The sequence below is a fragment of the Bradyrhizobium sp. Kon58 genome (genome assembly GCF_055807455.1).
The window spans coordinates 418,939-438,432 of record NZ_JBVVOT010000001.1; the positions used below are offsets into that span (position 1 = coordinate 418,939).

A 19,494-nucleotide genomic window follows, 5' to 3' on the forward strand; every position below is an offset into this window, starting at 1 on the left:
ACGGACGCGTCCCGTGCCATTCTGCAAACTCGCGCAGGTCTCTCGCCTGCCCATCAAGATTGAGGCCCAATGATCTCGAACTGGCTCGCGGCAGCACTCGGCCGCCGCAATATCCACTACGGCTGGGTGATGGTCGGCGTGACCTTCCTCACCGCGCTGATCAGCGCCGGCACGGTCGGCGCGCCCGGCGTGTTCATCGTTCCGCTTCAGAAGGAGTTCGGCTGGAGCACGGCGGAGATCTCGTCGGCGCTGTCGATCCGCTTCATCCTGTTCGGGCTGATGGCGCCGTTCGCGGCAGCCCTGCTCAACCGCTACGGCCTGCGCAACGTCACGCTGACCGCGCAGCTCATCGTCGTCTCGGCGCTGGTGCTGTCGCTCGGCATGACCGAGGTCTGGCAGCTCGTCGCGCTGTGGGGCGTCGTGATCGGGATCGGCACCGGCATGACCGCACTGGTGCTGGGCGCCACCATCGCGACGCGCTGGTTCGCGGCGAGGCGCGGCCTCGTTGTCGGCATCATGACCGCGAGCGTCGCCACCGGCCAGCTCGTGTTCCTGCCGCTGCTGGCAAGCCTCACCGAACGTTTCGGCTGGCGGCTTGCGCTCGGCTTCGTCTGCATCGCGCTTGGTGTTTCCGCCCTCGCGGTCCTGCTCGCGATGCGCGACCGTCCGAGCGATCTGGGCCTGCGCCCGTTCGGCGACGAAGGCACCACGCCCCTGCCCGCCCCGCCCGTCAGCCATGGCTCGATCACGGGTGTGGCACTCGGCACGCTGCGCGACGCCTCGAAGAGCAGCGCGTTCTGGGTCCTGTTTGCGACGTTCTTCGTCTGCGGCGCCTCCACCAATGGCCTCGTGCAGGTGCATCTGATTCCGATGTGCCTCGATTTCGGCATCCCGCAGGTGCAGGCCGCAGGCCTCTTGGCTGCGATGGGCATCTTCGACTTCTTCGGCACCATCATGTCGGGCTGGCTGTCGGACCGCTACGACAACCGCTACCTCCTGTTCTGGTACTACGGCTTGCGCGGGCTCTCGCTGATCTTCCTCCCCTTCAGCGATTTCTCGTTCTATGGGCTCTCGATCTTCGCGATGTTCTACGGGCTCGACTGGATCGCAACCGTGCCGCCCACGGTGCGTCTCACCGCGCAGAAATTCGGGCCCGAGCGCGCCAATCTGGTGTTCGGCTGGATCTTTGCCGGCCACCAGCTCGGCGCGGGCACCGCCGCCTTTGGCGCCGGTTTCTCGCGGACGGTTTATCAGAGCTACCTGCCCGCCTTCTTCATCGCCGGCGCGCTTTGCGTGTTCGCCTCGCTGATCGTGCTGACGCTCTCGCGACAACCGAAGCCGAAGCCGCAAGCCGCGATGGCTTAGTACCTGATCGTGGTGGTGACGCCGAAGACTGCGGCGTCACCGATCCGCGCGACACCGCTCGGGTCGTTCGGGTTCGGGATGCCGCCCGAGGGGCGGAACACATATTGGAAGTACGGCGCGACCAGCCAGCCCGGCTTGACATGCGCTTCGTAGATCATCTCGATCAGGGTTTCGTTGCTGCGCACCGGGCTCTGGATGCCGGTGAAGAATTGGGTATCAACATCAAGATTGCGCGCGGTGTTCGAGATCCGCATGTAGGCCATCGCCACGCCAAACCGGTCGAGCGGACGGCCAGGCATGAAGCCGACAAAGCCGATGCCGCCGTCGAGATAGAGATCAATCAGATTGCGGTCCGGCGGGCTGTAGGCGATGCGGCCGAACGCAGTGACACCCGGGAGCGAGGCCGACGTGCTGTTCTCCCTGACCTCCGGCGGGCGGTAGAGCACCTGCTCGATGACCGCGAAGATTCCATAATTGCCGCGAAGCTTCGCCGGAACGCCGCTCCCGCCGGGATCGGCGATCGACAGCCCCTCCGCCGTCAAGCGCTGGCTGTCGAAGGAGCCATAGTGCTTCCAGGCGCCCGGGGTGACATTGCCGGCGAGCGGACGGCCGCCGATATCGATGTCGTAGTTGAAGCGGACCTGCCCGATCACCCACGGCGGGTCGTTGATGCGGAAGGCGAGACCATGATGGTCGCGAAGCTGCGGATCCTGATTGCCCGGGCCTGACGGATCGCCATTGAACACTGCACCGAACAGGGTGACCTGGTCCGTCAGCGCGGCCTTGATGCGAATGCCGGGGACCGCGATTGGCGGCGCCGGGCCGCCGGCCGGAAGGTTGGACGCCTTGATCGCCGGCCAGCCGAACGTGCCGTTGATGAAGAGGTCGTCGGTCTGGCTGTCGAAGAACTCGACATCGGCGGCCTGCTGGCCGGCCCTGATGTTCAGCCTGTCATTGAAGAGGCTCTGCTCGAAATAGGCGTTGTAGAGCCGCTGGTCCGGCAGCGCCTCGATCTCGCTGATGGTCGCGAGATTCATGACGTAGTTGCGGCTCAGGCCTCGCCCGTAGATCACGAAGGCATTGGCGTAGAAGCGGCCGCCGGTCCAGCCGACCAGCTTGTCGAGATCGGCATCGATCGACAGATCGAGCCGGCCGAAATGGATGGCGCCGCGCTTAACGCCGCCCGACACATTGCCGATATTGTCGCCGATGTAGGTGGCGCCGAAATTCAGGCCCTTGTCGGCGAGGCCGTCATGCCACGCGTTGAACCATCTTGGAGCCAGCCACTCCGCCGCGCTCTCGTCCTTGGCACCGGCGAGCGCGCTGGTGCTCGCCATTGCCGAAGCCAATGCGATCGCAGCCGCGCGTCGCAATGGAGATTGAGGATCACGCGAACTCACGATCGATATGCTATTTCTTGAAAATACCGCTGCGCCGCATGAAGAGATAGGCGGCAGCGACCGACGAGGCCATCAGCAGCGCCGCCACGAAGAATCCGCTCTCGACATCGGTCAGCGGCAGGCCTTTCGTGTTCATACCAAAAATGCCGGTGATCAGCGTCGGCGGCAGCAGCAGCGAGGTCACGATCGAGAGCGTGTGGAGGTGGTTGTTGCTTTCCTCCTCGTTCTTGAAACGCAGCTCCTCCTCAAGCAGGCGGCTGCGTTCGCGCAGCTCCACGATGTCGTGGTCGAGGCCGTCCAGCCGCTGCGCCAGCTTGCCGGCCTGGATACGCAAATCCGGCGACAGGTGGTCGGTGTTCTTCTGGTCGAGGCGATGGAACAGCGTACGCAGGCCGGTGAGCTGGCGATGCAGCCTGACGCAGGTCCGGCGCAGCCGGCCGAGATTACGGCGCATCTCCGGCTTGACGTCGTCGGCCAGAATCCGCTCCTCGATCTCGTCGATCTCCTGGCCGAGCTTGTCGGCCATCCTATCAAGCGTGTCGGCGACCTCGTCGACGATCTTTTCGAGGAGATGGGCGACATTGTCGACGCGGTAGCCGCCTTCGAGCACCCGGCGTGTCGCATCCGCCGAGCACAGCGCCTGATGGCGGCCGCTGATCAGGAGCCGCTCGGTCATGGCGAAGCGCAGGAACGCGGTCTCCTCCGTCGCGCTGCCAATGTCGCGCACGAGGTCGGAGAACACGCCGTAGACGCAGTGGTCGATGACGTGAAGCTGCTGGAAGGTGTCGTTGGACAGCAAGAGCTCGCGCGCGAGCGGCGGCAGCTGCGACGCGGCGATCCACGGCCGTGAACGCGTGTCCGTGAGGTTGAAATGCAGCCAGAGCCGGCCGTCGTGACTGAACTCGATCGGCTGGTCGATCGGCAGCGCCTCGGCGCTGCCGTCGTTGTGGAGGCGGAACGCCCACACCAGGCCAGGAATGCCAGGCACGAAATCCGATGTCGCGCTGACAAGCTTCGCCGGCTCAGCCATGACCAACCCCACCGTCAACGAAAGCCCCGCTCCGGAAGATGGCTGACGGCATCTTCCGGACCCTCGCGGGTACTCAATTACGGCATTGTTACAGTTTGATGATGCCGCCCTACTCGGCCGCCAGCCCGGTCGCGGCCACCGCCTCGGCTTCCCTGATGTAGTCGTGCACGACGCGGCCGAACGGCAGCGTCAGGTCGGCGATGTAATGATGCGCGCCGAGGCAGCGGCGGACCGGGAAATCGGCGACGGGCGCGTTGACATGCGGCACCAGATGCAGCCGGCCCGGCCCCATCCAGGAGCCCTTCGGCACGATGTCGATGAGGTTGATCGCGACCAGCTGGCAGATCTCAAGGCGTCCGTCGACGCCGGGGATCATCTTCAGATTGATCTGCGTCTTCGACAGTGTCGCCCGGGTCAGATCGCCATTGCCGGCCATGCTCTCGTGCTTGTAGCCCATCGTGCCCATGGCGACGAGCTGGCCGGCATATTCCAGCGTGCCCGTCAGCGTGTCCTTGACGATCTCGAGTTTGGGATGGGCGTATTTCTTGGGGAAGCCCCAGATCTCGCGCCCGGCGGCGATCGGCGGATCGTCGTCCAGATACATCTGCGAGACAAAATTAACCTCCTCGCCGTGCAAGCGCGCGGGGATGACGAGGCCGGATTCGGTGTAGCTGCCGAAGCCGGAAGAGTCCGGCATCCGGATCCACTCGTAATGCACAATCGGCTGGTCGATCGGCTCCAGCGGCTCAGGCAGGCCGGCGCGGATCAGGTCCGGATCGGTCTCGTAGGTGATGACGAGGAATTCGCGGTTGACGAAGCGATAGGGCCCGGCCGGATAGCTCGGCCCGGCCGCCGGCATCGACGGAAGTCTCAGTAAATCTTCCCTGCGCATCGCCGGTCTCCTCTCGTGGTGCTCATGTGATGCCCGCCCGGCAGCGTCAGGCGGCGATGCAGATTGCTAGCCGCCGTCATTGACTGCGATGTGAAGGATTTCCGTCAGCCGCACGACCGCAGCCATTCCCAAGGCGATCATGGCGCATGCAAGCGATGCATCGGCGCCGGAATTGTCATTACGCCGTCACCGCCGGACGCAATCGTTTGGCGAAACAGGGAGCACCGACCATGGACGCCCGCACATATCAGACACATCAGCCTTCTTCACGAGGTTGGCGGCCCGAGCGCTGCGACCGCGTCGCGCTGGTACTGCAAGGTGGCGGCGCGCTCGGCGCCTACCAGGCCGGCGTCTACCAGGCACTGCACGAAGCCGGCATCGAGCCCGACTGGGTCTGCGGCGTCTCGATCGGCGCGATCAACTCCGCCATCATCGCCGGCAACAAGCCGGAGAAGCGACTTGAGGCGCTGCGCATCTTCTGGGAGCGCATCACCAACCGCAAGATCTGGCACTACACGCCTGACGGAGACATCTTCCGCCAGTGGCGCAATCTCACCAGCGCCTGGATGACGTCGGCAATGGGCCAGCCGGGCTTCTTCAGCCCGCATCAAGTCAATCCCTGGCTCAGCCCGGTCGGAGCCCGGACCGCCACCAGCTATTACGACACGATGCCGCTGAAGGAGAGCCTGCTCGAGCTGGTCGACTTCGACCTCATCAACGAGAAGAAGGTTCGCTTCGCGGTCGGCGCCGTGAACGTGCTCTCCGGCAATTTCATCTATTTCGACAACTCCCATGACGAGATCGAGCCGGAGCACATCATGGCTTCCGGAGCCCTGCCCCCGGCACTGCCGATGGTACGGATCGGCACCGATCATTTCTGGGACGGCGGCATCGTTTCCAACACGCCGCTTCAGCACCTGCTCGACCAGGAGGACGCGCTCAATTCCCTGGTGTTCCAGGTCGACCTCTTCAGTGCGCGGGGCGTGCTGCCGCGCTCGATCCAGGACGTGATGGCCCGCCACAAGGACATCATGTATTCCTCGCGCACCCGCCACAACACCGACGTCTACCGCCGAACCCACAACCTCAAGGTCCTGCTCTACAAGGCCTTGGCCAAGCTGCCCGGCGAGCAGCTCTCCGAGGAGGAGCGCAAACTCAAGTCAAACCTGCGCCACATGCCGGAGATCGCGATCCTGCATCTGATCTACCAACAGAAGGCCTATGAGGGCGACGCCAAGGACCACGAATTCTCGGGCACCTCGATGCGCGAGCACTGGACCTCCGGCTACGAAGACACCAAGCGTACCCTGAAGCGCCGTGACTGGATCAAGATGCCCGACGAAGGCATGGGCCTCGTGGTGCACGACGTGCACCGTGAGACGGAGAGCGCGTAGCTCTATCGACCCCATCGCGATCACCCAATTCCCGTTCCCGGGTTGCAGGCACACTTTCGCATTCTCGCGGCTCATTTTGCCCGAGCTTTGCTCTCGTCTTCGCACCCTCTCGAAAGAAAGGGCGCAGGGAAGGCCGGGCGCCGGCTGGCACCCGTAGTCCCGTGTGCGAGCAAGACGCGCACGGGGTGGACGACAGGTGACGCCGGCAACCGGCCTTCCCTGCGCGAATGGTTTTAAGGCTTATGACGCGCTCTCCCCGGGGAGCGATGCACTATTGCCCCCGTCGCCTTGCGGATCGCTGATGTGCTGACCCGGTTGGGCAGAGCATCACCACAAGACTTGACGCACAGACCCCGGGCGTCAGGACCACACGATTTTGCCGTCCGCGCACCTCCCCGTCCCTGTCCTCGATGCCTGGCGTGCGCTCGCCATCGAGACCGAACGAGAAGGCTGTCAGCGCCGTGTCGTACCGCGTGTGCAGCTGCTCACGGGAAACCCGCCCTGCAGCCTGCCCAGCGCGTCGACGCAGTCGCGGCCACCGCCTCCCGGCCCGCGTCTCGTGACGATCGCGAAACGCCCTTGTAGCAGGCCGGGATGCGCGCAAACTACGCCTTATCCGAACTTCTGTAAATACGAATATTATTTCAGTGCGGGGTTGACAAGGTGTTTCGCGCGATGGCGCACCAGGTCTCGTGACGCACCTGTCGGCCCGCGTCTCAAGCGACCGAACCGCCGCGCGGGTTGACGATCGTGTAGCCACGCAATGAACGCGCATGCATTCGCGTCGCGTGTCCGCCCGAGTTGGCGTCGTACGCCAGCCAGGTATCCCCGCTTAGGTGTTGCTCGAGGACGAACACATGTCCGTGTCGGGCTGCGACCATTCCCGGTGCGGGTGACGTCCGCGGGAAGCGCAGCCAGTTCGACGCAAGATTCAATTCCGGCACGATACGGCCGAACACGCGCAGAGCAGCGCCGCAGCCGCAGAAGGAGGAAGGGCAACCTGCGGGACGACTACCGACGATGCGACCACCCGAGAGGCTCGCCGTCGCGGCGCCGCCTGCGTCGGTCGCTATCAGTTGCGTCGCGCGATAGGATTGGAGTGACGACCTGGGAGTTAGGAACGACCTGGAAGTCCGCTCACGGCGCGTTTGCGAATACGAGAAGTCGCAGGGCATCGTGACGTTGCATTCGGTTGCTTGATGAATGCGATAGGGCCGCGCTTCGGAAGCGACGAAACTAAGGGCAACGAAGAGACACGCGGAAAGAACCGACTTGAACATTGCAGGGCTCCAAACTGAAGGTCCCTGCCCCTGCAAAGAAACCAACAACAGTTTGGCTGAAATGGTCTCAAATAGCGGCTGAAAGTGGCTGCTTTGCGGGCCGATTTTGGCAATCATCACAGCCCACACGTAGCGGCGGAAATGTTTAACTCGCAGAGAACGAATGCGTGTCTTCGCAACTGCTTTGCATTCGTTCCTCGTATCGTTGTACGCCGTGGCACGATCGGCCGAGCGCGCAATTGCGCAGGGGCTCCCGGAAGCCATAGCCCGGCCGATGATTGTCGCGCGAATGGTCAGCCCCGAGTCTTCGCTAAGGCAGATCCTGCGGTTGTCGCAAAGTCCGATTTTGCAGCACTGAGCGCTGCGGCGAGCTCGTCGATGTGGTAGGGTTTCGACAGGATCCGGATCCCGGCCATTTCGGCGTCGTGAACCGCGGCTTCGGCGTATCCGCTCGTCAGCAGGACCGGGATGTCGCTTCGCCGTCGCTGAATTTCGCGCGCGAGTTCGACACCGTTCATGCCGCCCGGCATCATGATATCGGAAAACACCAGATCGACGGAACGGCCGTCCGCTAGGGCACCGAGAGCCGCCGCAGCGCTGGCCGCGCGCGTGACCTGGTAACCGAGCTGCGCAAGCATCTCGCTGACCAGCGCGGCGACCTCGTCGTCGTCTTCGACGAGGAGGATCCTGCCATGATTGGCCTTCTTGGGCCGGGCCCTGTTCAGGTCGATGAGATGCCGTTCACCCGAAGGGATATTCCTGGATCGCGGCAAATACAGCTCGATGCTGGTGCCCTCGTCGACGACCGATTTTATTCGAACCATCCCGCGTGATTGCGTGGCAAATCCGTGCACCTGCGCAAGCCCCAGACCCGAGCCTTTCCCGACATCCTTGGTCGTGAAGAACGGCTCGAAGACCCGCGCCAGGATCTCGGGGCTCATTCCAACGCCCCTGTCGACCACGGACAGACGAACGTAATCGCCCGCGATCTCGTTCTCGTTCAGGCCGGCCAGGTTCTCGCCACGGACAACGATCGTGCCACCGTTCGGCATCGCGTCGCGGGCGTTGACCGCCAGGTTGAGAACGACCAGTTCGAGCTCTCCCGGATCGACCTCCACCGGCCAAAGCCCCTCCGGAAAATCGAACTCGACGTGAACGTCGCCTCTCAGGCTCCGATCGAGCAATTCGCGCATGCCGCCGATCTGCGCCGGGATGTCGACGGCCTCGGGCCGCAGCTTCTGCCGCCGCGAAAAAGCCAGAAGCTGCCTGGTCAGGCCGGCACCACGCTGCGCCGCCTGAACCATTCCTTCCAACAGCCGACGCCGCCGATCAGGATCGGTCTGCCGATCGAGCATGTCCAATCCACCGGAGATCACCATCAGCAGATTATTGAAGTCGTGAGCTACTCCGCCGGTCAATTGTCCGATGGCTTCGATCTTCTGGGCCTGACGAAGGGTCTCCTCGACGCGGGCGCGCTCTTCCATTTCGGCCCGCAGATGCTTGTTGGCTTCCTCGAGGGCACGGGTGCGCTCGACCACGAGCTTCTCGAGCTCCTGGGCCGTCCGCTCGCGCGCCTGCAGCAAGGTTCGAATTTCATATTGCCGCCGGCGGGCCCGCATTGCGGATTGAATTGCGCTCGTCAGCGTGATCGGCTGGACCGGGCGCTCGAGCAGCGAAACGTTGCGGAGTGTCTCGACGATGCTGCGGCGCCAGGCAACCACCGCCGGCTGCTCCCTATGGCTGGTGAGAATGACAAAGGGCAGGTCGGACCAGGGCGGCTGCCGCTCGATCCAATGTGCCAGCGGCTGGGTATCCTTCCCGAACAAGCCCTCCTCGGCGAGAAGGACCGCGCCCACGCCCGCCGACATCTCGCTGACCAACTCAGGCAGACCCCGACAATTGATTGCCAGGAGATTCGAATTGCGGAAAAGCTCGACCGATGCCGGTCCATCGCGGCCGATGGGAGCAAACACGAGGACGCAATGATCGCGGTCAGCGCTCATTCCGACAGCCCTTCCGGCATCTCCGTGCCCGAGTAACGCGGATTCCCGGAAAAGATGCCGCTGAATCCGGTCAGCGGAGGACCGACCGTAATGCCCGCACGGCCAAGACGAAACTCGCGGATGGAATTTTCATGATTGCCGCTGCGCTTCTTCACGACCGAGAGGGCGCGCCGCACCGTTCCGCCGACTTCGAAATAGCGCAGCATCAGCACGGCATCGCTCAAATAGCTGATATCGAGAGCCGTTTCCATCGGACCGACCAGCCCATGCTGGGCGAGGATCAGGACGGTCAGCACGCCTTTCTGCCCGAGATAGCTCAGGAGCTCGTGCATCTGGAGGATGAGAAATCGCTCATCCGGCATTGCGTTGAGGTAGCCGTTCAGACTGTCGATGATAACAATTCGGGCGTTATCCTGTTCGACGCTGTTGCGCACATTGGCGGCGAATTCGCCGGGCGACATCTCGGCGGGATCGATCTGCTTAAACCGAATGAGCCCCGATTGCAGATGGCTTTCAAGGGGCAGGCCCAGCGTTCGAGCCCGGGCCTCCACCGTACCGCGACCTTCATCGAAGGCAAAGAACACCGTATGCTCACCGCGATCCGCCGCCGCGATCGCATAGGTCAGCGCGAGAGACGACTTGCCGACACCGGCGGCGCCCAAAAGCAGCGCACTGGTGCCGCGCTCCAGCCCTCCTCCCAGGAGCTGGTCGAGTTGCGCATTGCCGCTGGGCGTCAACTCACCGATGAACGAGGTGTGATGTTCCGCCGCCACCAGACGGGGGAATATCCGCACCCCTCCCGCTTCGATCGTGAAATCGTGGAAGCCGCCGCGAAATCGAATGCCGCGCATCTTGATCACGCGAAGCCGCCGGCGCTCCGCGCCATAATCAATGGCGAGCTGTTCGAGCATCACGACGCCATGCGCGATCGAATGGAGTTGCAGATCGTCCTGGGAGGACGAGAGATCGTCGAGGAGGATGACCGTGCAATTGCGGTTGGTGAAAAAGTGCTTCAGGGCCAGAACCTGGCGCCGGTACCGCAGCGGGTTCTGCGCAAGGAGGCGCAGTTCGGACAGGCTGTCCAGCACCACGCGCGCGGGATTGATCCGTTCGACCTCCTTGAATATCAGGCTCGTGGTTTCGCTCAGCTCCATTTCGGCGGGGTGGAAGACGGTGAGCTCGCGCTCCGGATCGAGCGTCGTCTCCGGCGGCACCAGTTCGAAGATGTCGACGCCTTGCAGCGACCAGCCGTGCCGCTGTGCAACCAGTGTCAGCTCACGCTTGGTTTCCGACAAGGAGATATAGAGCACGCGTTCACCGCAGCGGGCGCCCTCGAGAAGGAATTGAAGCGCCATGGTGGTCTTGCCCGAGCCGGGCCGACCCTCGTAGAGGTACATGCGATTGGGATCGAGCCCGCCATAGAGGATATCGTCGAGGCCGTCACTGCCGGTCGAAATCCTGGGCAACTCTCCGGGGTCGCTGGTTTGCGCCCGGCTCGATGAATTGATCATTGAACCCCCGTGAAGCTCCATCGCCAAAAGTGCGCTCCGGCCCGGAGATGGACGCGCGGTCAGCGGTCCGGCCCCGGCCGTAAGGCGAAATCTGGCAAAGAACGCCCAAGCCGGGTTCCAAGTTCCGCCTTCGGACGCATGTCCGCCAGACCGTTCGCCGCGGAACCGTTCTCGCCCCCGATTTTAGCTTTTGCGGTCTGACTGGCGGTCCCAGGCGTCAGCGTCGACAAGCCAGTTCGCTGCCCCGAAAGCCGCGCCAGCTCACTGCATCATCGCGGCCGAGATCTTCTCCGCCGACATCAGGACTGGAAAATTGGTGTTGGCGCACGGCACCACCGGGAAGATCGAGGCATCGACGACGCGCAGGCCCTGCACGCCCTTGACGCGCCCCTCCGGGTCGACCACCGCCATCGGATCGTCGGCCCGCCCCATGCGGCACGAGCAGGAGGCGTGCCACACGCCGATGGTGGCCTTGCGCACGAAGGCTTCCAGCGCCTCGTCGTCGTTGATGACATCGTCGAAGGTGAAGCCCTCGACCACGAAATTGTCGATCATGTAGTGGCGCAGCGCCGCCGGCCCGTCCATTAGGGCCGCGGCGATCTTGGTCAGAATCCGATTTTTGGTGTTGACCACCCCGATCTTGCGCACGCGGTCGGTATAGGAGGCCGGGAACGGCTTGTCCGTCACGGCCCTGACGGCGTCGCTCATCTGCACGGCCGCCATCTTGCGGAAACCGCTCATCAGGCGATCGAGGTCGCGCCGGTCGGACAACAGGTTGAACTCGACGATCGGCTCGGCTGCCGGGTCGCGCGAGGCAAGCTTGACCTGTCCGGTCTCGGAATAGGTCTTGTTGACGAATGTCAGCAGCGATCCGATCTGCTCGCCGACGGCGTGCCAGGCCGATTTGCTGAGCAGGACGACGAACATGTCGCCTTTCGGTACGCCTTCGAGCCCGGACGAGTAACGCAGGCCAAGCTGCATGTGGCGCCTGGTATGCTCGTTCATCCGCGCGCCGCGGCGGACAAAGGACGACAGAGAGATCGAGGGATGATCCATCAGCCGCTGGCCGACGCCCTGTAGCCCCATCAGCACGGGAATGCCCATGTCCTTGAGGTGACCGACCGGGCCGATGCCGGCGCGCAACAGATGCGCCGGCGAATGGATGGCGCCGCTGGAGAGAATGATCTCGCGGGCGCGGAATTCCTGCTCCCGCCCGTCGACCACAGCCTTCACGCCGACGCATTGCGTGCCTTCGAACAGCAATTCCCTGACTTGCGTGTTGGTGGAGATCGTGAGGTTGGCGCGCTTGCGCGTGTCGCGATCGAGATAGCCCATGGCAGCCGAGACGCGTTGCTCGGCCTGGTTCGAGTGCGTCACCGGGAAAAACCCGTCGACGAACTCGCCATTCTGGTCGGCTACGAACTGATGTCCGGCCTGCTGGAAGGCTTGCGCGAACGCCTGCGAATGCCGCGTCCAGTGCTCCCTTGGAATTCGGCGGACCGGAATGCGGCCGTCCTTGCCGTGGTAGGGACCGTCGAAATCGAGGTCGCGCTCGACCTTCTTGAAGAAGGGCAGCACATCGTTCCAGCTCCACCCCGCAGCGCCGCGCGCGTCCCATTCGTCGTAGTCGGTCGGCGCACCGCGGTTGGCCATCTGGCCGTTGATCGAAGAGCCGCCGCCAAGCACGCGTGCCTGCTCGTATTTGCGTAAGGGCGGACGTCCTTCGTTTGGATTGTTGTGGCTGACGATCTGGGTCGTGACCTTGAGCTCGGTCCAGTGGAAGCGCGGATCGAAATAGGCCGTCCCGGGATAGCTGTCCCTGATCTCGGCCGGCTCGTCTCCGGGCGGTGTGTCCTGTCCGGCCTCGCAGAGCAGGACCTTGTTGGCGCTCTTCGCGGAGAGCCGGTGGGCCAGCACGGATCCCGCCGAGCCGCCGCCCACGATAATGAAGTCGTACACGATTGGCGCTTCCTCTTGTTCTTGCCCAAGAAGCGTAGCGCGTTATTGTTTTGAGGTCACGTCATCACTGCCGCGGCAAAGCGGAGCACAGACGCCGGCAACATCGAAGGCGCCCTATCGGCGGGCACCCATCGTCGGGTCAGCAACTGACGAGCTACCGAACCCCGGAGGCTTTACGGCTTCCTCACGAAGCCCGCGCGCAACCGCTCGGCAAACCAGACTACAAAAATTGAAGCAAACGACAGGCAGGAAAATATGGCCGTCCAAAGCAGCGCGTTACCCGCATTTGTCATGACGTCTCTCCCTCGTTTCAAACGAGACGCTTGCAGACAATGGGACGCGAGGCGTTGCGCTAGATCAATTTTGCCCAACTGCCATTGGGCTGAGGCCGGTATCAGCAGCTCGCAGTGACGGCCGAAGCTACGGCCTGATCGAAAAATTCCCCGGCGGCCCTGGCTTTCGCAATGGCTCCGCCAGCCGCGCGAACTCGCACAGCAGCGACCGCGTCTTCCTGGGATCGATGATCTCTTCGACCCAGAACTTTTCGGCCGAGCGGAACGGCGAGCGCAGCTTGTTGAGGCGATCCTGTATCTCCTCCAGCTTGGCCGCCTTGTCCTCGGCCGCGTCGATGTCCGCGCGGTAGGCCGCTTCGATGCCGCCTTCGAGCGGGAGCGAGCCCCAATAGGCCGACGGCCAGGCGTAGCGGATCGAGAAGCGGTCGGCGGGCTGATGCACCACGCCGGCGACGCCGAAGGCATTGCGCAGGATCACCGTGCACCAGGGCACCGTGGTCTGGTTGACCGCGGCCATGGCGCGAACGCCATGGCGGATGGTGCCCGCCTTCTCCGCATCGAGGCCGATCATGAAGCCGGGGCAGTCCATCAGATAGACGATCGGCAAATGGAAGGTCTCGGCGAAGTCCACCCAGCGCACCACCTTCTGGCAGGCATCCGCCGTCCAGGAGCCGCCATAGTGAAAGCTGTCGCTGGCAAGCACCATCACCGCCCTGCCCTCGAGGCGCGCGAGGCCGACAATGATCGGCTTGCCGAAATTCTTGCCGACCTCGAAGAACGAGCCCTTGTCCACGACCTGCTCGACGATCGGCCGTATCTTGTAGACCTGCTTGCGGTTACGCGGCACTGCGTTCATCAGCGCCTCTTCGGTGCGCTCCGGATCGTCGGTGCAGGGCAAGGTCGGCGGCAGCCCGTCAACCGACGACGGCAGATAGGACAGGAATCGCCGCGCGCAAGCAAACGCCTCCTCCTCGGTGTCGACGGCATGATCGACCGCGCCGGCGCGGGTCTGGATGTCGGCGCCGCCGAGCTCTTCCTTCGAGAGGTCCTGCCCCAGCGCCTTCACCACCGGCGGACCTGCGACGAACATCGCCGACTTTCGGGTCATGATGGAATAATGGCTGGCGGCAAGACGCGCGGCACCGAGCCCTGCGACCGAGCCGAGGCCGAGCGCGACCACGGGCACGCGCGACAAATTCTCCGTCGTGAAGCGATACCAGCGTGTGCCGCCGATGCCGCCCGGCAAGTTCGCCGCGCCCTTGGTCTCGATGGTCTTGACCGAGCCGCCGCCGCCCGAGCCTTCGATGATGCGGACGATGGGCAGGCGGAGATCATGCGCCATCTCCTCCGCCATCAGCGGTTTTGCGGAGATGGACGCGTCCGCCGAGCCGCCGCGCACGGTGAAATCGTCGCCGACAACGACGACGGTACGGCCCTCGACGCGGGCGCGGCCGAACACGCAGTTCGCCGGCGTCAATTTCTGCAACTCGCCGCTGGAATCGTACTCGCCGACGCCGGAGACGGCGCCGATTTCGTGAAAGCTGCCTTTGTCGGTCAGTCTGTCGATACGTTCCCGAACAGTCAGTCGGCCCTGGTCATGTTGACGCTTGACCTTGTCAACGCCGCCCATCTCCCGCGCGAAGGCTTCGCGCCGGGCGAGCTCGTCGAGTTCCGACTTCCAGTTCATTCACTCCCTCCGAATTGATCGGCTTGTTATTGTTGTGCACGGCCATGGCGACCGGTTTGCGCGGGATGCGGGCGTTGAATACGTCGCCCTCCGCGCCGTCCATCAGGCTGCCGAGCGAGCGGCCGAGCGCGACCATCAACGGGGCGACTTCGGCATGCAGACGCTGCTCGTCATACATCGACGACAGAAGACCGATCGTGATCACCACAAACGTCTGATACTGCGGCGACCAGATCGGCACCGCGAGCCCGTTGATATGCGGGCTCCACAAGCCACAGGCCACGACATAGCCGCGCTCATGCAGCGACTGCCGGTTGGCGTCAATGCGCGGCCGCAGGATCTTCGCGGCCTCGGGAGCTTCCCGCTCCATGTCCGCGATGAAGGCATCGCCGACCTCGGGCGCCAATGCCGCGGTGTAGGCTGCGCCCGCGGCAGTGGAGGCCATCGAGATGCGGCTGCCGGTGCCCTCGTGCAGGCCGAGTGCCGAGGCCGAGCGTGCAAACTGGAGATAGACCAGATGGAAGCGATCGGGGACCACGAAGCCGACGGTGCCGGGCAGTTGCTCGGCGACTTCCTGAAGCCGCTGGCGAATCATGCTGCGCAGCTGCGCGCCCTTCATCATCGAGGCGCTCATCGCCACAGCGCTCGGCCCGATGCGATATTTCTGATCGCGCGGCAGATAGACCAGCTGACCCATTCGCGTCAGCGTGTGCGTGAGCCGCGACACGGTCGAGCGCGGCAGGCCGCAGCGGTTTGAAATTTCGAGATTGCCGAGCCTGCTATCGTGGCCCTCGAAGCATCGCAACACGTCGAACGCGCGCGACACCACTTGGATGACATCACCCTCACCGGCATCGCCGGCGAGCGCACCTTGTCTACTCAACCGCTCTGAACGTCGTCCCATGATCCCTACCGCTTGTTCCGCTGTGCGGAATTAAATTCCGCTTGCAGAAGAAACTACCTCAGGCATTTTGCGACCACAAGAAGGCGATGGCATGCCAGAGATTAAGGTCGTCACGGAGATCGCGGGTCGCATCTGCTCAACTCCCGTGCAAGTTGGAGGAACCGTTGCGGATGGTGATGAGATTGTGGTGGTCGAAGCGATGAAGATGGAGATACCTGTGCTTTCTCCTGCGAGCGGCGAGATGACATCGCTTCTGGTCAAGCTCGACGACGTCGTTGCCGAGGGACAGGCGATCGCGATCATCGCGAGCTGACTGCAATTATCCGTCGTTTCCGCGACAATCTGTCAGCCTCATTGCGGCATTCGCGGTACGGCGTTGCCATCGCCTGATCGCGATGACATGATCCGTTTCAAACAAAACCTGTTTCAAACAAAGAAAGAAAATCGTCGCGGCAAACGCGAGGATCATTGGAGGGAAACATGCTTCGTGGGCTGGTCATGCTCGCGCCTGCCTTGGTGGCGGGCCTTTCTTTTGTGTCTACACGCTATGCAGCCGCCGAAGACATCAAGCTGCCGGCGACATTGACGTTCACGGCCTATGACACCGGCACCGCCGGCTTCAACATCGCGGTCGGCGTCGGCAAGATGATGAAGGACAAATACTCAACCGACGTGCGCGTGCTCCCCGCAGGCAACGACGTCGCGCGTCTGGCGCCGCTGCGCGCCAAGCGTGCGGTCTCCGCGGCGATGGGATCGGGGACCTATTTCGCGCAGGAAGGCGTGTTCGAGTTCGGCTCCAGGGAATGGGGTCCGCAACCGCTCCAGATCCTGCTCTCATCCGTCGACTGCAATTGCGGCACGCTCGGCGTGGCTGCGGATACAGGCGTGAAGGAGCTGAAGGATCTCAAGGCCAAGCGCGTCGGATTCGTCGTCGGCTCGCCGGCGCTGAACCAGAACTCGCTCGCGGTGCTCGCCTTTGCCGGCCTGACGCAGAAGGACGTCAAGGTCGTCGAGTTCGCAAGCTACGGCGCGATGTGGAAGGGCCTGATCAACAACGACACCGACGCGGCCTTCGGCACCACGATCACCGGCCCCGCCAAGGAAGCCGAGACGTCGCCGCGCGGCCTGATCTGGCCGCCGCTGCCCGCCAAGGACAAGGAAGGCTGGGCGCGAATGCAGAAGGTCGGCTCGTTCTTCTTCCCGCAGACCGCGACCTGCGGCGCCGGGATCTCGCCGGACAAACCGATCGAGCTCGGCAACTACCCCTACCCGATCTTCGTCGCCTACGCCTCGCAAGCCCCCGACCAGGTCTATGCGATCACCAAGGCGATGATCGTGAACTACGATTCCTACAAGGACTCCGCGCCCGGCGCCGGCGGGCTTGCGGCCGATCGCCAGACCAAGAACTGGGTGGTGCCGGTGCATCCCGGCGCGGTGAAGGCGCTGAAGGAAGCCGGGCAGTGGAGCGACGCGCAGGACGCGCACAACAACAGACTGATCAAGCGCCAGGAGGTGCTTGGCGCAGCGTGGACCGACTACGGAAAATCCAATCCGCCTGCGGATGACAAGGCGTTCCTCGACGGCTGGATGAAAGCGCGTGCCGCAGCGCTTGCGAAGGCCGACATGCCGAACGGGTTCGAGGATTAATTCTCAGCAGTCAATTGCCCACGCGCGGGGGTCGATCATGTCGTCTGCTTCAGTCTCCACCGCCGCGCAGGACGAGGCCAAGCGGATCGTGTTCGACGATCCGCATGGCGCCGCCGGCAACATGCAGGAAGCGGAGGTCACGCGCGTCCGAAGCTTGCCCGGCGCGTGGCGCTGGATGCTCGTCGTCGCGACCGCCGCGACCATCCTGCTCTGCATCAACCAGCAATTCTCGCTGCGCTTCTTCGTCGGCTACACCCAGCTCAACACCGAGTACTTCTATCTCCTGATCGCGCTGATGCTGCCGTTCACGTTCCTGATCTTCCCGGGAACCGCGCGCGCGCCGCTCGACCGCATTCCATGGTATGACCTTCTCTGCTTTGTCGTGACCTTTGCCGCGGCGCTGCTGCTGATGTTGAACGTCCGCAAGGCCGCGGAGGCCGGCTGGGAATTCGGCGGCGCGCCGAACAGCGTGACAGCCGCGGGTCTCGTGATGTGGGTGATGCTGATGGAGGCGCTGCGCCGGACCGGCGGCTGGAGCCTGCTCCTGAGCGTGCTTCCCTTCACCGTCTATCCGCTGTTCGCGGAATCCAGCTGGTTAGGTCCGTTCCGCGGCACGCAGTCCACGCTGGAGCAGGCGACCGCCTATCACGTGCTGTCAGGCGAGAGCCTGCTCGGCATTCCCATCCAGGCCTTTGCCGACACCGTGATCGGATTCCTGGTATTCGGCACCGCGCTGATGATGACCGGCGCCGGAAAGTTCTTCATCAATCTCGCCTTCGCGCTGTGCGGTACCTTCCGCGGCGGCGCGGCGAAGGTCTGCATCTTCGCCAGCGGCCTGCTCGGCATGATGTCGGGCTCGATCATCTCAAACGTGCTCACCGCCGGCACCATGACCATTCCGGTGATGAAGAAGAGCGGCTTTCGCGCCTCCTATGCCGGCGCGATCGAGGCCTGTGCCTCGACCGGCGCAGTGCTGGCGCCGCCGGTGATGGGCGCGACCGCCTTCGTGATCGCGCAATTCCTCAATGTCAGCTACGCCGATGTCGCGATCGCCGCCATCATTCCGGCCGCGCTCTACTACATCGGCCTCTTCATGCAGGTCGATTCCTATGCCGCGCGACACGGGCTGAAGGGCATTCCGCGCGCGGAGCTGCCGCGGGTCATGGATACAATCAAGGACGGCTGGTACTACGTCTTCGTGATCGCGCTCCTGATCGTCATGCTGCTCTACTTCAAGCGCGAGAGCCATGCGCCGTTCTACGCCACCGCCCTGCTTCTGGTCCTCAACCAGCTGTTCGCAAAGGACACGCGCTGGACTGTCGCGACCATCGGCAAATTCCTCGAGGTCAACGGCCGCACCTTCGTCGAGCTGGTCGGCATCCTCGCCGGCTGCGGCCTGCTGATCGGCGCCTTCTCGATGACCGGCGTGGTGTCGAGCCTCGCCAACGATTTGCTGCGCATTGCCGGTGACAATCCGTTCCTGCTGCTCGGCATGTGTGCCCTCACCAGCCTGATCCTAGGGCTCGGGCTGACCACGACGGCCTGCTACATCTTCCTCGCGATCCTGGTCGCGCCGGCGCTGGAAAAGCTCGGGCTGAACAGGATGGCCGTGCACATGTTCATCTTCTACTGGGGCATGCTGTCGTCGATCACCCCGCCGGTGGCCATCGCCTCGTTCGCAGCGGCAGGTATTGCCGGCTCGCCGGCGATGAAGACGGGCTGGGAATCGATGTGGGTCGGCAGCATCATCTATTTCATCCCGTTCTTCTTCGTGCTCAATCCCGCGCTGGTGCTGCAGGGGCCGAGCCCCTATTTCGCCGGCCTCGGCTTGATGGCGCTGGCGGCGTTCGGCACGCTGTTCATCTGCGGCGGCATCCAGGGCTACCAGCCCTTCGTCGGCGATCTCCGCGGCGCCGGTGCGCTGGAATGGCCGATCCGCGTGCTGCTGGTGATCGGCGGGTTCGTGGTGGCCACCCCCGGCGGCGGCATCATGCCGCTGTCGCAGATGCAGGTGACGGCGCTCGGCCTCGCCATCCTCGTGCCCACGGTTTTGCTCGCCCTGCTGCTGGTCCGGCGACAAGCCATGGTGCCGAACGGGTTGCGCGTGCCCTGATTGCGTTGCACAAAGA

At 63.8% G+C, this 19,494-nt stretch carries 14 protein-coding genes; 5 read left to right on the forward strand and 9 right to left on the reverse strand.

The annotated features are described in order from the left end of the window. The first annotated feature begins 69 nt into the window (after nucleotides 1–69). Nucleotides 70–1,365 (forward strand): MFS transporter, encoded by a 1,296-nt coding sequence (locus tag AC0L20_RS02145; RefSeq protein WP_473287234.1) that lies wholly within the window; start codon nucleotides 70–72, stop codon nucleotides 1,363–1,365. On the opposite strand, the gene AC0L20_RS02150 is transcribed toward AC0L20_RS02145, so the two are convergent. The 3 genes from AC0L20_RS02150 to AC0L20_RS02160 all read right to left on the reverse strand — a co-directional run bounded on the left by AC0L20_RS02150 (nucleotide 1,362) and on the right by AC0L20_RS02160 (nucleotide 4,687). Then, nucleotides 1,362–2,702 carry a carbohydrate porin gene (locus tag AC0L20_RS02150; RefSeq protein WP_473287235.1) on the reverse strand — a complete coding sequence of 447 codons (1,341 nt, stop codon included), beginning with the start codon at nucleotides 2,700–2,702 and terminating at the stop codon, nucleotides 1,362–1,364. The genes AC0L20_RS02145 and AC0L20_RS02150 overlap by 4 nt on opposite strands. A gap of 73 nt (nucleotides 2,703–2,775) precedes the next feature. Then, entirely contained in the window at nucleotides 2,776–3,795 is a 1,020-nt protein-coding gene (locus tag AC0L20_RS02155) for a transporter (protein WP_473287236.1), read from the reverse strand. Nucleotides 3,796–3,904: 109 nt separating this feature from the next. Further along, on the reverse strand, nucleotides 3,905–4,687 hold the full coding sequence (locus AC0L20_RS02160; RefSeq protein WP_473287237.1) for an acetoacetate decarboxylase: 783 nt from the start codon (nucleotides 4,685–4,687) through the stop codon (nucleotides 3,905–3,907). A gap of 230 nt (nucleotides 4,688–4,917) precedes the next feature. Between AC0L20_RS02160 and AC0L20_RS02165 the strand changes: the two genes are divergently transcribed. Beyond that, the gene (locus AC0L20_RS02165; protein WP_473287238.1) at nucleotides 4,918–6,081 is read left to right on the forward strand and encodes a patatin-like phospholipase family protein; all 1,164 of its coding nucleotides are present in this window, start codon (nucleotides 4,918–4,920) and stop codon (nucleotides 6,079–6,081) included. Nucleotides 6,082–6,797: 716 nt separating this feature from the next. On the opposite strand, the gene AC0L20_RS02170 is transcribed toward AC0L20_RS02165, so the two are convergent. The 6 genes from AC0L20_RS02170 to AC0L20_RS02195 form a co-directional block, all read right to left on the reverse strand. Continuing rightward, nucleotides 6,798–7,478 carry a hypothetical protein gene (locus AC0L20_RS02170; RefSeq protein WP_473287239.1) on the reverse strand — a complete coding sequence of 227 codons (681 nt, stop codon included), beginning with the start codon at nucleotides 7,476–7,478 and terminating at the stop codon, nucleotides 6,798–6,800. 176 nt (nucleotides 7,479–7,654) lie between these two features. Continuing rightward, nucleotides 7,655–9,364: a response regulator gene (locus AC0L20_RS02175; RefSeq protein WP_473287240.1), complete on the reverse strand. Its 1,710-nt coding sequence runs from the start codon at nucleotides 9,362–9,364 to the stop codon at nucleotides 7,655–7,657. Beyond that, entirely contained in the window at nucleotides 9,361–10,875 is a 1,515-nt protein-coding gene (locus AC0L20_RS02180; protein ID WP_473287241.1) for an ATPase domain-containing protein, read from the reverse strand. The genes AC0L20_RS02175 and AC0L20_RS02180 overlap by 4 nt, the downstream gene beginning before the upstream one ends. A 261-nt stretch (nucleotides 10,876–11,136) precedes the next feature. Next, nucleotides 11,137–12,834: a GMC family oxidoreductase gene (locus AC0L20_RS02185; RefSeq protein WP_473287242.1), complete on the reverse strand. Its 1,698-nt coding sequence runs from the start codon at nucleotides 12,832–12,834 to the stop codon at nucleotides 11,137–11,139. Nucleotides 12,835–13,254: 420 nt separating this feature from the next. Further along, nucleotides 13,255–14,814: an acyl-CoA carboxylase subunit beta gene (locus tag AC0L20_RS02190; protein ID WP_473287243.1), complete on the reverse strand. Its 1,560-nt coding sequence runs from the start codon at nucleotides 14,812–14,814 to the stop codon at nucleotides 13,255–13,257. Continuing rightward, nucleotides 14,744–15,718, reverse strand: a complete 975-nt coding sequence (locus AC0L20_RS02195) for an IclR family transcriptional regulator (RefSeq protein WP_473287244.1) — start codon at nucleotides 15,716–15,718, stop codon at nucleotides 14,744–14,746. Before AC0L20_RS02195 ends, AC0L20_RS02190 begins: the two co-directional genes overlap by 71 nt. A 91-nt stretch (nucleotides 15,719–15,809) precedes the next feature. Here AC0L20_RS02195 and AC0L20_RS02200 point away from each other — a divergent pair, with 91 nt between their 5' ends. The 3 genes from AC0L20_RS02200 (at nucleotide 15,810) to AC0L20_RS02210 (ending at nucleotide 19,478) form a co-directional block, all read left to right on the forward strand. After that, nucleotides 15,810–16,031, forward strand: coding sequence for an acyl-CoA carboxylase biotin carboxyl carrier protein subunit (locus AC0L20_RS02200; protein WP_473287245.1), 222 nt, complete (start codon nucleotides 15,810–15,812; stop codon nucleotides 16,029–16,031). A gap of 167 nt (nucleotides 16,032–16,198) precedes the next feature. After that, nucleotides 16,199–17,365 (forward strand): TAXI family TRAP transporter solute-binding subunit, encoded by a 1,167-nt coding sequence (locus AC0L20_RS02205; protein WP_473287246.1) that lies wholly within the window; start codon nucleotides 16,199–16,201, stop codon nucleotides 17,363–17,365. A 37-nt stretch (nucleotides 17,366–17,402) separates the two neighbouring features. Further along, nucleotides 17,403–19,478 (forward strand): TRAP transporter permease, encoded by a 2,076-nt coding sequence (locus AC0L20_RS02210; RefSeq protein WP_473287247.1) that lies wholly within the window; start codon nucleotides 17,403–17,405, stop codon nucleotides 19,476–19,478. Nucleotides 19,479–19,494 lie beyond the last annotated feature (16 nt).